A 17,883-nucleotide genomic window follows, 5' to 3' on the forward strand; every position below is an offset into this window, starting at 1 on the left:
TTGTTTTTCAGCCGTCATCCCGAGCTATAGGGAGATATCTCGTATAGCCCCGATAGCCCCGTAGCTATCGGGGATCCCACTGTGCGACGTTCTCGTAATGCCCTGACTGCCGTCAGGACAGGCTCGATTTCATCGCTCGTCTACTGCAAAATGGGATCCTATTTGTTTTAAACAACTTAATTCTTCAATTCATCGAGTTTTTTCGATGATTATCCCTTTGATTCTGCTAAGTCCCCATTTATTAGATTCTTAATAAGGATGCTAATTTGTTATTGAATTTTTAATTGTAAACGTTTTCGATAACGGTTACGGTAAATATTTTCAATTATTTCTTAATAAACACTTTATTGTTACGCTGAATGTAGATAAATTAGAATTAAATTTCGAATGTCGCATTATGACAATTTGTAACCAAAATAACTGATTTATGAGAACAACAATACTAACATGGTTGGCTATTACCTTACTTGGTTTTGTCAATTTATCATTTGGTCAATCCGAAACGGTAACAGGAACCGTTTTGGATGAAAATGAAACCCCGCTGCCAGGTGCCAGCATTTTGGTAAAGGGGAGCTCTAGTGGTACGGTGACCGATATGGATGGTCAGTATAGCATTAATGTAAACAGTCAAGACGACATATTGGTCTTTTCTTTTCTGGGTTACTTTACCCAGGAAATAAGAGTCGGTTCACAATCGACTATAGATGTGACTTTATCCCCAGATATGAGTGACCTTAGTGAGGTTGTGGTGGTGGGTTATGGAGACCAAAGAAGGATAAACATGACAGGCTCAGTGGAATCCATAGATGGGGCGGCAATCGCCAGGCAGCCTGTTTTTCAAGCCTCCCAGGCATTGGTGGGCATGACACCGGGCTTGACAGCCATACAATCCAGCAGTAGGCCGGGTGCGGATGGTGCTACTTTAAGGGTAAGGGGTGTTGGTTCTCTTGGAGCATCCAATGATCCTCTGGTGCTAATAGATGGGATTCAGGGTAACATAAATAATATAGACCCGGCAGACATCGAAAATATTTCTGTGTTAAAAGATGCGGCTGCTTCGGCCATTTACGGTTCCAGGGGTTCGAATGGGGTAATTCTAGTTACCACTAAACGAGGAAAAGAGGGAGTGATGACCGTTTCCTATAATACGAATGTGGGTTGGCAGCAACCCCAAACCCTACCTTCCTACTTGGGAGCCATTGACTTCCTGAGGGCAACCAACACCGATGAGGCCATTATCAATAATTACCAACAAAACATGGCCACTAATCCAGATCTATACCCAGACACTGACTGGATGAATTTACTGTTTGACGAAAGTGGTTTCCAACAGTACCATAATTTAAGTGTGAACGGAGGCACGGAAAACGTTCAGTTGATGGGTTCCATCTCCTACACCGATCAAGGTGCCAATGTGTCTAATTACAACTTCAAACGGTACAATGGTAGGTTCAATTCCGACATTAAGATCAATGACAAATTCACTATGGTCTTCGATCTGAATTTCAGCCAGGAACAGACCACAGAGCCAAATGCAGGACTAGGCCCTATTTTTCTGGATGCCTTTAGAATTGATCCTACCCAAGTGGCCATCCACTCTGATGGATCCTGGGGTGATGGATGGAGTGGACAAAATCCCATAGCGGCAGCAAAGGACGGTGGGTTGAACCGAAGACAAAACAACTATTTCAGGGGTTTGATGCGATTGAATTACTCGCCCATAGAGAATCTGAATATTAGTTTTACCTATTCCCCGGAATATAGGGATATTTTTGATAGGAATTTCAACCAGATGTACACCACCATTCTGGATTGGGATTCAAGGTCTACCCGGAATGTGCCAGATAGAAATTCTTTAAGTAACACCAATACCCGGATATTTGAGGATAACCTCATAGGTCTTGTTACCTATAATAAGATGATAAAAGATCATCAATTCACCATTCTGGGTGGGTATGAAATGATTAAGACCAACTGGGAACAGTTTGGAGCTTCCAGAACGGATTTTATTATTCAACGTTTTGACCAGTTGGACGCGGGTGCCGAAACCAATATGAGAAATAGTGGCAGTGCCACTCATTCGAGTTTGGTATCCTATTTCTCTCGGTTAAATTACTCCTTTCAAGACAAATACCTCTTTGAGGCAAATCTCAGAAGAGATGGATCATCCAGGTTTGCACCGGAAAATAGGGTATCCATATTCCCTTCCTTTTCAGCAGGATGGAGACTTACGGAGGAGGCATTTTTCAGTCCATTGGACTTCTTTACCGAATTTAAGCTAAGGGCTTCTTGGGGAAGGTTGGGAAATCAAAATATTGGAAGTCAAAACATTATGCAAATTGGGAATGACTTTCCTTATACTTCCAATATACTGTTAGGAGACAGCAACTTTCTCTTTGGGGATAGGGTAGCCACCGGGGCTGCACAGAATGTCCTTGCCAACAGGGGCATCATGTGGGAGACTACGGAAACCACAAATTTCGCATTGGATGCGGGACTGATTGATAATAAATTGACCTTTACCGTAGAATACTATATTCGTACCACAAAGGATATTTTGCTGGCCTTACCAGTTCCAAGGGTAATCGGCCTGTCTGCTCCTTTGCAGAATGCAGGTATGGTGGAGAATAGGGGAGTGGATGTGAACGTGAACTGGAGAGATGCCATTGGTCAATTGAATTACAGTATCAACGCCAACTTTTCCGATGTCAAGAATCGGGTGATGGATTTAGGTGGATTAGGCCAGATCATACAGGGTAATGCCATCACCACCGTGGGCAGTCCCATTAACAGTATATTCGGGTATCAGTCCATGGGATTTTTCCAAAACCAAGAGGAAATCGATAACGCTCCCAACCAATTTGGAACCGTATTTCCTGGGAATATCCGGTATAGGGATCAACCCACGGTAGATACCAGTGGAGATGGTGTACCTGATTCCCCGGATGGAGTCATCAATCCAGACGATAGGGTAATTATAGGAGATCCTTTTCCAAGGTATAGTTTTGCGTTAAATTTAACGGCTGACTATAAGGGCTTTGACTTTGCCATCATGTTTCAGGGTGTGGGAAGAAGGGACTTGTTGTTACAGGGTGATGCTATAATGCCGCTGTGGAATGCAGGCAAGGTGCAGGAATGGCATGTGGAAGAATCCTGGACACCGGAAAGACCCAATGCAAGAATTCCCGTTCTATTACCCACCAGTTCAGGTAGTAATGATGCAAGGGCCAGTGATGTATGGGTCTTCAATGCCTCTTACCTGGCCATCCGTAACCTTACGATAGGATATAATTTCCCAACCTTTAAGGAAACGTTAAACGCTAGAAATCTGAGAGTCTTTACTTCTGTCCAGAATTTAGCCAATTTCAATGGGCTTCCACCTGGCACCAACCCATTGACGCCAAATGGAAGCTCAGGGGCCTTCTTCCCCATTGCTCGTGTATTTACCCTTGGGGCAAGTTTAACCTTTTAATTGAAAAAGTCATGAAAACATATATATATGCATTCCTATTGCTGTTTGGTTTAACAGCTTGCGAGAACCTATTGGATCTCGAATCCCCCACCGAACCCACGGATGCCACCTTTTTTTCCAATGAGGCAGAATTGGACTTGGCTTTAACGGGGGTTTACAATTCCCTGGTATGGTTAGGCGGTTATACATTACCCGTTCAGGTGTCAATGGATAACGGGGCTACGGATATAGGTTTGGTCAGAGGAGGATTTACCGGCTTTGATGAGCTAGGAGCTGGTTCACATAGTGCGAACACAGGTGGTTTTCTTAGTATTTATACCCATATGTATAGGGGTATAGGAAGAGCCAATAACCTGATCAATAATCTAGACAGAGCAGCGGATGTGGTATCAGCAGAACGCTTAACCCAAATCAAGTATGAAGCTATGGTTTTAAGGGCTTATTACTATCATTACCTGGTTTTTTTATATGGTGATGTACCTTTTATTGATGAAATTATAACCAACCCAATGGAGGGGCTGCTGCCCAGAGTGGATAAAGAGGAAATTATAGATACCATTCTTGCAGATTTGGAGGAAGCGGCTCAGCATTTACCAACCACGGCGCCAGAAACCAATAGGGTATTCAGGGATGTGGCACTTACCCTGCATTCAAGAATAGCCCTATATGCAGGAAGGTACAATGAAGCGGCAACTTCATCCTTGGCTGTGATGGAAGGAGGAAACCTAAATCTTCATTCGGATTATGAACAGCTTTTCACCCCAGAGGGAGAAGGTAATAGTGAAGCTATCTTGGTCATGCCCTTTAGAGATGGGTTTACTTCTTTACCTCAATTTGCCACTGCTCAGGGTTCTAGAAACTTTGGCGCATTCAGTGTGGTGGTCCCCACCCAATCCATGATTGATAGTTATGAGGCTACCGATGGCCTGCCCATAGACCAATCGGCGGTATATGACCCCACCAGGCCTTTTGAGAACAGGGACCCTAGGCTTAAATCCTCAATCATTACCCCCCAAAGTGAATGGGGTGGTATCATTTTCGAAAGTCATCCGGATAGTTTAGTTGTGAGGAATGTGGATGGCTCTGTAAGGCAACAAAATACTGATTCCAGGATTGTGATCTGGCCTGCGGCTTTTTGCGGTTATTTATGGAAAAAATACACCAACGAGGCTTCTCAGATGATTAATAGAGGGTGGAGCGATACTGATTTCATGTTGATGCGCTATGCAGAGGTGTTATTGAATTATGCAGAGGCAAAAATCGAATTGAATGAAATTGATGCCTCTGTGCATGAAGCTTTAAACCGGGTAAGGGCACGGGCCTATGGGGTATCTCCTGGTGAAACAGAAAGTTATCCCGCGGTAACCTCCATGGATCAGTCTTTCCTTAGAACCTTGATCAAAAGGGAAAGAAAGGTGGAATTTGCCAATGAAGGTTTCCGGCTTTTCGACATCAGAAGATGGCAGATTGCGGACAAAGTATTGCCTGTAAGGCTATATGGAAGGATTCTGGACCCAGCAAACGCACAACATGTACCCCATATCGATGAGGATGGCTTTGTGTCTTATGCGGGAATTGAAGACCAGTATGATTTGAATACCGATGCACGCTTCCCAAATGCCATTCGGGTTTTCAACAACCCCAGGGATTACTTATTACCCATTCCCCAGGCCGAAATAGATACCTACAGGGCCAATGGAGCCTCATTGACGCAAAACCCAGGGGGTTATTAAAAATCTAAAGGATTAGTTCAATATTAATGGTTAACATACATTATTTAGTGTTCTTTTTGGCATTGCTGGCCCCTGGAAAGGGGCCAGCTTTCTATGATATGCCCACGCCTAAAGCAGGTAATGAAATCCTTTTAGAAAACCAATCCTACACCATATCTAAAAATCCTGAATTGGAATTGGGGGAGTGGATCATCCAAAGGAAGGATGATAAATCCACAGCAAGGAAGATTTCCAGCGAATTCACGGTATTTTATGCTGACCAAGACCCCTTATATGGTTTCGGGAAGAGGGCTACAGGTGGGTCTCCCGTAGCCAATTGGGGGGAGGGTGATGAAGTGAATGTTTGGAAAAGCGGACAAACCTTTGACCTATTCCCTACAAATTTTAAGATGGAAGGAAATTCCATCATGCTTAGTTTCACAGATAGTGAACTTTTCTCATTTTCGGCAACACTTTCATTACCTGATGGGGAAGGTGTACCCCAAATCTCCTGGAAAATGGATGCAAAAGCCGATGGATATTTCGCTGCTGTGTTCTCAGGAATATCAGAAAGGGCTCCCGACAAATTGGATTTTCTCTACCAACCTTTGATTTGGTCCTGGAAACGGTTTCCCGACCAGGCCGTTTTAACCCCAGAGTCCTATGCAACCACCCCATCCGTATTTACCACCGAAAATAAAGTAACGGAGGGATTAGCCATTCCTTCTGCAGAAATCCCCTATCGATTTGCCACGGCAAGCAACTCGAGGTTTGGTGTGATGTTGCGCACTAACAAGGGTACGGCCAAACCCATGGTAATGGCTCCTATCATGGGAGGAGAGGAGTCTTTCCTAAAGAAGGGTAACAGCCATGAATTTTCCATTCAGTATTACTTAGCATCGGGGAATTGGATGGAAGGCGTAGATTATTTGTACCAAAAAGTGATGCAATACCCCCTTGAACGGCAAAATGCCATGGTTTCACTCAACGAAACCTTTCATAATATCATCGACTTGTCCATGGACGACTACTATTCCGGTTGGTTGGAGGAATATAAGGGGTATGATTATAAATTCGATGTTCCGAATACCGTAAAAAACGTATCAGCCATCCACCCACTAAGTATAGCCTTCACCACCGACAGCAAGCAAATATACGACCGCAGGGGTTTGCCCATGTTGGAGTACCTGATGTCTAGGGAAAAATACCTTTATGCCATCAATGCATTTCCTGAAAAGCAGACTCAAAACCCCTCACACTTCCTTAAGGGTCCGGCCATGGAACTCTGGGAAATGGCCAGCATACACCAACTTTTGGGTGAAAACAACACCGCTCTTCCGAAAGAGATGGAACGGCTATTCGGCAAAAGCAGGCAATTGAACCTACAGACCGAAGTAAGTGGCGCAAGTTGGAAAGACTATCTTGCCAGGTATCTGGTGAACCATGGCCAAGAGTATTTAGACACGGCAATTCTTTTGGCAGATGAGTACCTGGATTTGACCTTTCATCAATATCCTACTGATTTTTCTACCAATGCCGGGCTTAGGGATGCCCAGGCCACATTCGTGAATGATTATTCCTCTACTTGGCAAGAGTTGCTGGAATTATATGAGCTTACGCAAGACCAAAAATACCTGGATGCTGCATATGAAGGAGCAAAACAGCTTTCCCTTTGGACCAGATCGACCCCATTTGCTCCGGACAACGCCATCACCGTAAACGAAGGTGGAAAGGTGGAGGGTATATTTCCAGGGAGAAGGTTTAAACCGGACAGTTATGAGTGGCAAGAGTTTGACATGACCACTCGAATCCAAGAACAAGTTGTCCCTGCCTGGCATACTTCCCTGGTAGGGTTGCTCCCGGAGCAGCCGGGAACCTATGTATATGGCCCCATCATGCTTTTTCATCAAGCGGGAGCCATGTTGAGGTTAGCTCACTTAAAGAACGATAAAACCCTTAGAAATATCGCCTACAATGGGATTTTGGGCAGATACAATAACTTTCCGGGGTATTATTTCACCTCCTTTTTCACCAATGTTTACCAGCAAACCAACTATCCCTTACACCCCTATCTGGACATTAGGTACAATGCAGTTTTTTATAATCATCTTTGGCCACATGTGGCTTTGATCCAGGATTTCTTGGTCAGTGATGCCTATTACAGGTCAGGGGGGAAAATAGATTTTCCTTCGTTGTTTTCACCCGGGTATGCTTTCCTTTCGAATAAGGTATATGGACATGCACCGGGAAATATCCATGATCATGAGAACGTCAGCTTATGGCTGCCCAAAAACCCATTTAGAACAAAAGAAAAGGCATTTAACCATTTACTTGGGAGGGATGGAGAAAACACGTTTATCGTTTTTATGAACACGTCTCCTACTACGATTAGTGATACGATTCACCTTAACAAGGAAGTGTTTAAGTGGGATGTTGAAAAAGAATATGCCTATGAGATTTTAGAGGGTAATGTGAAAGGTGGGGCATTAAAACTGAAAAATGGAAACCTGCCGATTCAAATTGCCCCGATGGGGATTACCGTTGTCAAGATAAAGGGGTTATCCCAACTACCGGATTTTCCGGGCAATTTGGATAGAGAGGAAGTGGCAGCATCAGGAAAGGAAAGGTATTATAGAAAGGAGTATCCTTCTCCGGCTCTGGGCACCCTCACAGGGATGAGTTTCGTAAGCAATAAGAATCTTAGGGATTTCTATATCTATAGTACTTCCACCGGTAAAAGTGTTTCCAAGGTACAATTAGCCTATCAGATTGGAGACGAAGAATGGCAAGAAGAGGTAGACAATACGTACCCCTTTGAATTCAGTTTGAGGGTGGAAAAAAGCGATTCACCCATAAAATTCAAATGGAATGCCATTGACCGGGACGGGGAACTACACGAATCTGAAATTATTGAATTGCAATAACTATAACTACAAAAAAATGAAGGTATTATCATCCACTCAGATTGAGGAGTTTAATAAAGACGGTTACCTTGTCTTAAGGGGATTTCTTTCTCCAAAGGAGGTGGAATTCCTGTATAATGCTTCCGCCCAAGATTCCCACTTGACAGCACATACCTATGCGGTGTTGGATGCCAACGGAAATGAATCGAGACTGGCATTGTGGAATGATCCCGGGGAGGACCCTTTTGGTATGCTTTCCAGAGACGAGAGGGTAGTCGGTGCCATAGGTCAACTCATAGGTGGCCCTGTTGCACATTTTCATTCAAAGGTAATGCAGAAGTCGCCCAAGGTAGGGGGAGCCTGGGAGTGGCATCAGGACTATGGGTACTGGTACAAAAATGGTTTTCTGTTCCCCGACGAGATGGTAAGCATCATGTTTGCGCTTACACCGGCGAACAAAGAGAATGGCTGTCTAATGGTATTGCCTAAATCCCATAAAATGGGAAGGATTGAGCATGGAAAGGTGGGGGAGCAGGTAGGTGCGGAACTGGATAGGGTTCAAAGGTATGAAGAGCAATCGGAGCGTGTATATTGTGAATTGGCGCCTGGTGACGCATTGATTTTCCATAGCAACCTGCTTCACGCTTCGAATCCCAACACCTCAGATCATCCAAGGTGGTCCATCATTTCTTGCTACAACTCCCTACACAACACCCCATATAAGGAACCTTCCTCCTGTTTCAAGGAAGTGCAGACCGTCCCAACCGGATCAATATTGAAGGATTCCAAAAAAGGTTTTGATGGCATCTCATTTAATCAAAAGAAAGGTGACGTTTCGCTGAAATGAAAGGGGTAAACCAAAACATATCATTAATTGTTTGCTGCCTATTTCTGGTTGTAGGTGCTGGTACCATTGCCTTTGCGCAGTCGGAGGAGGAATACTCCTTAAATGGTGTTTGGCAATTCGCAACGGACCCCAATAGTGTGGGCGAATCGGAGGAGTGGTTCCAAGAAGGTATGAATACCGAAGGTTGGGATGAAATTGGGGTACCTGGAAACTGGGATTTGCTTAATGAATATTCCCACTATGTGGGTAAAGGATGGTATTCCAAAAAATTCACATTGCCTTCAGATTGGGAAGCTAAAGATGTAATTCTTGATTTCGAGGCTGTTTATCATGACTGTACGGTTTGGCTTAATGGAGAGAAGCTAGGAGAAAACGATTCTGGGTTTTTGCCTTTTGAGTTTGAGGTAACAGAACTGCTTCACCCTACCCAAGAAAATACCCTTGTTGTCTGTGCGGATAATACCTTTAAGAGGGGTGCCATTTGGAATTGGGGCGGGATCAGGAGACCTGTGAAGCTTAAAGCTTATGATGGGCTGAGAATTACTCGTCAACATATTACCCCCTCGGTGGATTTGGAGAATAACGAAGCTAAAGTTAGCATCAGGTTGTATTTGGAAAACTTCAAAAGGGGATCTGAGAAGGCAGAAGGAAACGTGGTGCTCACTGCCAATAACGGATACCGGCAAGTTTTGCCTTTTTCCACTTCAATTCCCGCAGAAGCCCATCAGGAAATCGTGCTCGATACCCAAATCCGAAAGAAGGATGTACACCTTTGGCATTTTGATGACCCATTTCTTTATCATTCCACTGTAAACTTGAAAGGGCATGAAACCCCTGTATTAAAAGATGCTTTTGGACTTAGAAAAATCGAAATTGACGAAGAAAACAAAAGGTTTCTTCTCAATGGAGAGTCAGTAAGGTTAATGGGACTAAACCTGGTGCCGGATTCAAGAACCACGGGTAATGTTTTGCCTTTATGGCAAATCCAAAGAGATGTTGACCTGCTGAAAAGTTTGAATGGCAATTTCGCCAGATTGTCACACTTGCCTTTACCGGAGGAAATGTTGAATTACTTGGACCAAAGGGGAATACTCATCATTTCCGAAATACCGCTTTGGGGATATGATCCGTTAGCAGACCCCGATAATGATGTACCCTTCGATTGGTTAAAAAGATTGGTAACCCTACAATACAACCACCCCTCGGTAGTTGGCTGGAGTACAGGTAATGAAATTGGCTACTTTCCCAGTGCCAAGCAATATGTGGAAAAAAGCATTGATTTTGTCCGGAGCTTAGATAGTACCCGATTGGTCAGTAACGTAACCTATACCGCTCAATTTGACGATGATTATATCCGGTTCACGGACATAGGACTGCTCAATAAATATGGCAAAAACCTAGCCCCCATCACTCGTCTACAACATGAAAAGCATCCGGATAAGGTGATGTTCTACAGTGAATATGGGATTGGACAGTTTGGAGAAGGCCTGGATGCTACCCTTGATATCAAACCCTTATTGGACTCATTGAGAGATTTTCCTTATCTAGTGGGTGCATCCATTTGGACCTATAACGACTACAGGAGCAGCTATGTAGGTACCCAAGAATTGTCCGAAAACCGCCCCTGGGGGGTGGTGGATACCTATAGGAGGAAAAAGCAGGCTTTTTTTGACCTTCAAAAAGAACATGCCCCTATAAGAGCCTTGAACGTAAACGTTGAGGGAAGCAAAGCGGAAATTTCCCTGCGTCCAAGGACCGCACTTGACTTACCCGCACATCCCATGCGCGGGTACAAAATAGTATACCAACTAATGGATGCAGATGAAAAAGTTATGGATGGCGGTTTTTTTAACTTACCCGATATACAGCCTGGAGATCAATTATTGAACCTCTCGGCCGAATGGAAAACAGAGCAAGCGCATGCGTTGGAAATAGCTTTGGTAACTCCAGAAATGGATATAGTTTTGGATACCGCCATTTATTTCCAAAAACCGGTCAAACCTATATTATTCCACGCTTTTGGTGGAAGGACCCAGCAAAATAATGTCCCACAAAATTCGGGAGGAGTTAGGGTGTTTTACGAACCATCCCCACATTCCACCACCTATAAATTGAAATACGGAAAGGATAAGTTAGATCAGGAAACCCCGGCCACTAGGGAAAGTTATATAGATATTCAGAACCTAGAACTTGACCAAAACTATAATATGCAGTTGGTGGCCATCAACTCAATGGGGGAATCTATTTCAGACCCAAAGGAAGTGAAAGTGGACCAACGCAACTTTCTCCCTCCTGCTGTGCGTTATGTAGAACCTAGCCACGAAGGTTTTTTCGTGGCATATGCGTCAGAGGAAACCGACTTTGTTTACAGAGTTAGGTATCGTGGGGAGAATGGTGAGGAAAAAATCCTCCAATCCCGAACTCCGGGACTTACGGCAGTCCGGGGTCTCGAAAATGGTAAACCCTATTCCTTTGAAGTTCAAAGGGTCACGGACAACAATTCCTATAGCCTTTGGAGTAAGACCTTTACCGTTATTCCAGATGGAGACCAAGTACCACCTATACCTAGGATGAAAGGTGTTCTCAAGAAAGGTAAAGAGGCACTCGTTACCTTTCTCCCGGTTCCAAAGGCTATAGGATATGAGATACAATACAGGGAATCGGGAAGGGATGGAGACAATTGGAATACTATTACCTTAAACCGATCAGAGGTGTCCTTTTGCCAAGTAAGTCAGCTCAAGCCTAACCGGTCCTATGAATTCAGAATGGCCGCTATTAATTCAAATGGAAAATCCGCTTATTCCCAGGTAATAAAGTTATGAGTTCATTGTATAAATACATATCATTGGCCTTTTTCGGCATGATTGCTTCAAACTTTTTGATGCCTAAGACGCATTTTCCATCAAATCTGGTGGATCCTAAAAGAGAGCTGGTAAAGCAGGTGGAAACCGATTCCATCCAATATGAATTATGGTTGTTGTATGACAATAATGATCAACCCGATCAATTTATGGCCGAAATTTTTACCCCTGTTTGTTATTCCAATAAATGCTACCCGGTATATATAGATTTTTACTGGGATCTTCTTGGGAATTACCAGTATTATAAAGTGCCCAAAGGCGAAAGGCTAACCAAAAATGACCATGAACCTTTTAATAAGGATGATTATGAGCACCTGCAAAGAATTTTGCAGAATGAATCCTCATTGCTAGGGGAGTATGCAGCTGAAGACTTGGTGTCCAGCACAGAGAGTGAATCACCCACCGGGGTAGATGCTGTAACAGGAGCCACTTCCAAGACCATACAAAACGAAGTGATTTCAGGAGCAGTTTATTCCTGCTATACCCTTTGGCACATTGCTCATGGAGAAATTAACGAAAGCATTTTGTCTCATACAGAATCCATATACAAAGAGGATGATATAGTGAGATTCTTGGAGAGTGAAAATCACAAGTACCAATATTGGGCCTTGGACAAGGTCTTCAAAGGGGATTTATTGGATAAAGAGAAATACGCAAGCCCAGTGCTCAACATCCTTAGGGGCAAAAACATCTTTATCTCCCAATACCTTGTTGAAAAACTGCCAATAGAAATGTTTACCGGGAAAGAAAGGCAACAATGGCTTTGGGAAACCTATTTGATCAGCCCATACCGATTGCAGCTTTCATTGCTGGATAAAATGAAGTTGATTGAACTTGAAAGAGAGGTGGAGTTACTGCTTATCGGACAATTGGAAAACTCCAACAAAATCCAAAAGGAGAAGATTCTTGCCATATTGAATGAACAAAAGTTGGCAGATGAAGCCAAGTCGGCCCTTTCGGCCCTTTTAGAAAAAAATGAGGACAATGAGAAGATCCTTGAAATCCTTAACAACCAAAAATAAATTAAGCAATAGCAATAAAACCAATATAAACATGAATCAAAGTAAACATCTATTATGGGTAATGTTGGCCGTAATGCCCTTATTGGGATTTGGCCAGGACAAATTATTTGTGGAAGCGGAATCCTTCGAGGATATAGGGGGCTGGGTGATTGACCAGCAGTCCTTTGATGTGCTCTATTCTTCCTACCTAATGGCACATGGAATGGGTAAACCGGTTGAATCCGCCTCCACCAGCCTTGAATTTCCTGCCACAGGTACTTACCACGTATGGGTTAGAACAAAGGACTGGGCACCCTTTCCTAAAGGGCCCGGTGAATTCAAACTTCTCTTTAATGATCAACCTATTGGGGATACCTTTGGGGTAAGTGGATCAGATGAATGGGATTGGTACTATGGGGGTGAGGTCAAAGTTGAAAATAAGCGAGAAAACACATTGACGGCTGAGGACTTAACCGGCTTTAACGGCAGGTTTGATGCTGTATATTTTTCCACCTCCAAGCAGGATATGCCCCCCAATGACCACAAGGAACTCCTGACATTTAGAAAAAAGATGCTGAACCTTACCGACGGGCCAGAGGATGTGGGAGATTTTGATTTGGTTGTTGTGGGTGGTGGTATTGCAGGCACCACTGCTGCTATTTCTGCTGCCAGAATGGGGCTGAAGGTTGCCTTGATCCAAAATAGACCCGTACTTGGAGGAAACAACAGCTCCGAAATCAGGGTGCATTTGATGGGTAGGGTGGATTTAAACCACTATCCCAAACTGGGAAGAATTGTCCGTGAATTGGATAATGGAGACCCGGGTAACGGAAACCCCGATGCGGCAAGATATGGCGATGACAGAAAATTAGCAGTTGTTCAGGCAGAACCAAATATTTCCCTTCACCTCAACACGCATGCCTATCAGGTAGAAATGGAAGGGAACAAGATCAGGGCAGTAATTGCAAGAGACATTGCCACCAATCATGAATACAGGTTTAAAGGCACTTATTTTTCAGATTGCACGGGGGATGGTACCTTGGGCTTTTTGGCAGGTGCCGAATACAGGTGGGGTAGAGAGAGCAGAGAAGAAACAGGAGAGTCCATGGCGCCCGAACAAGCTGATGACTTTACCCTTGGAACCTCAAATCTATGGGCATCATTGCCAAAAGAGGAGCCTTCCGATTTCCCAGAGACACCATGGGCCTTGCAGTTTTCCGATGAATACCATATCGATGACCATAAGGCAGATTGGCAATGGGAGACCGGGTTTGGCAATTTTAACACGGTATATGAAGCCGAGCAAATCAGGGATCATAATTTAAGGGCCATATTTGGCAACTGGTCTTACCTGAAAAACCAAAAGGCAGACCAATATGCCAATCATGAGTTGGCTTGGGTGGCCTATATTGGTGGCAAAAGAGAATCACGTAGGCTGATGGGGGATCATGTACTTACCCAGATGGACATACAAGATGGGGTGATGTACCCGGATGGATGTGTGACGGCTACTTGGACCATTGACCTTCATTTTCCTGACGCAAAAAACTCCAAATATTTTCCCGGAGAAGAATTTTTTGCGGCCACCACACACATCAAAGTGGCCCCCTATACCATTCCCTATAGAAGTTTGTATTCTAAGAACATTGACAACCTCTTTATGGCAGGCAGGAATATCAGTACTACCCATGTGGCCTTCGGCAGTACCCGGGTGATGCGTACATGTGGAATGATGGGCGAAGCAGTGGGGTATGCCGCTTTTGTTGCGAATATCAACGGGAGTACTCCCCGTGGGGTTTATACCGATCACCTGGACGAATTTATGGGCATCATAGAATCCCCCTTAAATATTCACCCATACCCCACCTTGCCAAAAAATTAAAATTTACAGCCTGTATTGTCGGGAAACTATGGTAACGGCAATACAGGTTTACCTTTTTGCTCACTAATAATTTTTCATAATGACCATCCATAAATGGATATGTATAGTATTATGGTTTCTATTAAAGGGACACTTTTGCCCTGCACAGCAACCTGGTGCGCCTAATTTTGTTTTTATCATCACAGATGATATTTCTGCAGAGGACCTTCCGGTTTATGGACACCCGGTTATTGAAATGCCAAACTTGCTAAGCCTTTCAGAGGATGCTTTGGTTTTTGATAATGCGGTATTAACTACCAGTTCTTGTTCTCCTAGTCGAAACTCAATTATTACAGGAAGATATCCCCACAATACTGGTGCACCGGAAATACATGTAGAACTACCCGACAACCAAATCACCTTTGTGCAAGAATTGAAAAATGCCGGATACCACACGGTGTTGTCAGGAAAAAACCATATGGCACCCCCTGAACAACTTGGTTTTATTGAGATTTCGAACAGCCATCCAGCAGGAAGTGAGAATTGGGCAAAACACCTCAGGAAACGTCCTAAAGATAAACCATTTTTTTGTTGGTTTGCCTCATATGATGCTCATAGGGATTGGCAAATAAACGAAAAAGCAAGGACCTATAGTCCAGAAGAAGTGGTAGTTCCCCCATACCTGTTTGACGGGCCTATGACACGGGAGGATCTTACAGGATATTATCATGAGGTGAGTAGAATTGATTATTATCTAGGTGAAGTCTTGGACGAACTTGAAGCTCAAGGAGTATTAGAAAACACCTATATTTTTTATTTATCCGATAATGGACGTCCTTTTCCGAGAAGTAAGACTTACCTCTACCAGGTCGGTATTCGAACTCCTTTGATAGTGGCAGGCCCCAAAATAAAAGGGGGTAGGACGAATTCGTTGGTAAGCTCTATTGATCTTGCGCCTACTATTTTGGAATTGGCTAATATCAATATTCCAGCAACTGTTCAAGGGGTTAGTTTCTTAGAATTATTTCAAAACCATAAAAGCGTAACAAGAGAGCTTGCTTTTGCAGAGAGAAACTGGCACCGCTACAGTATGCACGAGAGAATGGTTCGAATGGGAGATTGGCTTTACATACGAAACAATTGGCCGAATAAGAGAAATTTATCTGGGGAATCGGATCCCCATGCATTTCCCGCTGCTCAGGAACTATGGAAGGCTTTTGAGAAAGGAAATCTTAGCGTGCAGCAGCAACAAATCATGCAGATGCCGCAACCTGCTGAAGAATTATATAATGTGGCTACTGATCATGACAACTTGATAAATTTGGTACATGAAAAGAATAATAGGGATACCCTTCACCTGATGCGTTTTTTACTCACTAAATGGATGAATGAAACAGGGGACAATATCCCAGATAACCCCACTCCTCACAAGGCAGAAATGGATGGTACCCCATTGGAGTGGTACAGGGGTGAGATGCCTGGTGAGGCTACCGGGGCGGCAGAAATCAATTCTTCAGGACCAGTGAATTTATCGGATAGCAACCTTATTCCTTAGGAAATGCAACACCTGGACTACATTTCAATTCTCGTCTTTACGTTCATCATTATGATCGCAGGTCTTTCTTTTGGAAACAGGGGAGGGGATATGAAGTCATTTTTCGCAGCTGGTGGTGCGGTGCCTTGGTCCATTAGTGGATTGTCCCTGTTTATGAGCTTTTTTTCGGCCGGAACCTTTGTGGTCTGGGGGTCTATTGCCTACGAATGGGGGCTGGTGGCTATCACTATTCAGATGGCCATGTGTGCAAGTGGATTCATTATCGGGAAATGGATAGCCCCAAATTGGAAAAAGGCAAATGTGCTCACTGTGGCCGAATACCTTACCAAAAGGTTTGGAAAGTCCATACAGCAATATTACACCTACATATTCCTTTTGCTATCCCTGGGATACACCGGTGCATTTCTTTACCCTGTAGCAAAAATACTCAACGTGGTCACGGGCATGGATATTTATATTGCCATATGGATACTTGGAGGACTGATCATGGTCTATACAGCTGTGGGAGGGCTTTGGGCCGTGGTGGTTACCGATGTGTTGCAATTTGTGATATTGACAGCAGCAGTGTTGATCGTTTTACCATTGGCCTTTACCAAAATTGGGGGGGTGGGCAACTTTGTTTCAGCAGCTCCGGATAGCTTTTTCCAATTATTCAATGGAGAATATACCCCTCTATTTGTCTTTTCTTTTATCCTTTACAATACCATTTTCATCGGGGGTAACTGGGCATATGTGCAGCGTTATACCTCTGTCGCCACTACATCATCGGCAAAGAAGGTGGGGTATTTGTTTGGAGGCTTATATTTCATCAGTCCTTTTATCTGGATGCTTCCCCCTATGATTTACAGGGTTTTGGATGGGAATTTGCACGGACTGGAATCCGAGGGGGCCTATTTGCGGATGTGCATGGAGGTACTCCCGGTAGGGATGCTGGGATTGATGATAGGGGGGATGGTGTTTGCCACGGCAAGTTCGGTAAATACTTCCATCAACCTGGCAGCGGCTGTTCTTACCAATGATGTCTATAAACCCTTATTCCCTGGAATCACAGATAGGAAATTAATGAAAATTGCCCGAATTGCCACCCTGGTATTTGGACTGTGTACCATAGGCGTGGCTTGCTTGGTACCTTTGGCAGGCGGAATTGTGGAAGTGGTGTTGAGTATTGGTGCCGTGACAGGGGGAGCTTTATACGCTCCTGCTATATGGTCGCTTTTTTCACCTTATCAAACCGGGAGATCTATATTAGGGGTTACGGGCATCAGTCTGGCCATCAACGTGGGGTTTAAATTTGGGTGGTTAGGCATACTCTTAAGCCGAAGTGAGGAAATGCTCTTAGGGATGCTTTTGCCATTGACACTGTTAGCCTTCTATGAGGTTTATGCCAGAAGGTTAACTATGAATACCTATCATCCACCGGGAAAATCCCCTACAAAGCCCTTATCAGGGATCAAAGAAAATACACAAAATCAATACGGGTTATCTGTGATTGGTTTTGCACTTATGGCCATTGCCCTGATGTTTGTAAGCCTCGCACTATGGACAAAGGAGGAGGGGACATGGCTGATGGGAATAATGGGTGTCATCATTATGGTAATTGGTCTTTTACTGGTGCTGAAAGTTAAAAAAGGAAAGAAAGAACATAATGCTGTTTAGCTTCAACGATAACAA

Annotated in this window: 9 protein-coding genes; all 9 read left to right on the plus strand. The window is 43.9% G+C overall.

Features of this window, described 5'->3' with window-relative positions; genetic code table 11:
- Window positions 1–427 precede the first annotated feature (427 nt).
- The 9 genes from DB520_RS17790 to DB520_RS17830 all read left to right on the plus strand — a co-directional run bounded on the left by DB520_RS17790 (window position 428) and on the right by DB520_RS17830 (window position 17,868).
- Entirely contained in the window at window positions 428–3,472 is a 3,045-nt protein-coding gene (locus DB520_RS17790; protein WP_114751114.1) for a SusC/RagA family TonB-linked outer membrane protein, read from the plus strand.
- A gap of 11 nt (window positions 3,473–3,483) precedes the next feature.
- Window positions 3,484–5,205: a RagB/SusD family nutrient uptake outer membrane protein gene (locus tag DB520_RS17795; RefSeq protein WP_114751115.1), complete on the plus strand. Its 1,722-nt coding sequence runs from the start codon at window positions 3,484–3,486 to the stop codon at window positions 5,203–5,205.
- A gap of 26 nt (window positions 5,206–5,231) precedes the next feature.
- The gene (locus DB520_RS17800; protein WP_114751116.1) at window positions 5,232–8,108 is read left to right on the plus strand and encodes a hypothetical protein; all 2,877 of its coding nucleotides are present in this window, start codon (window positions 5,232–5,234) and stop codon (window positions 8,106–8,108) included.
- A gap of 16 nt (window positions 8,109–8,124) precedes the next feature.
- Window positions 8,125–8,934, plus strand: a complete 810-nt coding sequence (locus DB520_RS17805) for a phytanoyl-CoA dioxygenase family protein (RefSeq protein ID WP_114751165.1) — start codon at window positions 8,125–8,127, stop codon at window positions 8,932–8,934.
- Window positions 8,931–11,756 (plus strand): glycoside hydrolase family 2 TIM barrel-domain containing protein, encoded by a 2,826-nt coding sequence (locus DB520_RS17810; protein ID WP_114751117.1) that lies wholly within the window; start codon window positions 8,931–8,933, stop codon window positions 11,754–11,756. Before DB520_RS17805 ends, DB520_RS17810 begins: the two co-directional genes overlap by 4 nt.
- Window positions 11,753–12,817: a hypothetical protein gene (locus DB520_RS17815; RefSeq protein WP_198675383.1), complete on the plus strand. Its 1,065-nt coding sequence runs from the start codon at window positions 11,753–11,755 to the stop codon at window positions 12,815–12,817. Before DB520_RS17810 ends, DB520_RS17815 begins: the two co-directional genes overlap by 4 nt.
- A 31-nt stretch (window positions 12,818–12,848) precedes the next feature.
- Complete coding sequence (locus tag DB520_RS17820; protein WP_232835044.1) at window positions 12,849–14,678, plus strand: FAD-dependent oxidoreductase; 1,830 nt, start codon at window positions 12,849–12,851, stop codon at window positions 14,676–14,678.
- Window positions 14,679–14,757: 79 nt separating this feature from the next.
- Window positions 14,758–16,212, plus strand: a complete 1,455-nt coding sequence (locus DB520_RS17825; protein WP_114751119.1) for a sulfatase family protein — start codon at window positions 14,758–14,760, stop codon at window positions 16,210–16,212.
- Window positions 16,213–16,302: 90 nt separating this feature from the next.
- On the plus strand, window positions 16,303–17,868 hold the full coding sequence (locus tag DB520_RS17830) for a sodium:solute symporter family protein (protein WP_232835045.1): 1,566 nt from the start codon (window positions 16,303–16,305) through the stop codon (window positions 17,866–17,868).
- Window positions 17,869–17,883: the final 15 nt, after the last annotated feature.

The sequence above is a fragment of the Pleomorphovibrio marinus genome (assembly GCF_003347495.1).
GTDB lineage: Bacteria > Bacteroidota > Bacteroidia > Cytophagales > Cyclobacteriaceae > Pleomorphovibrio > Pleomorphovibrio marinus.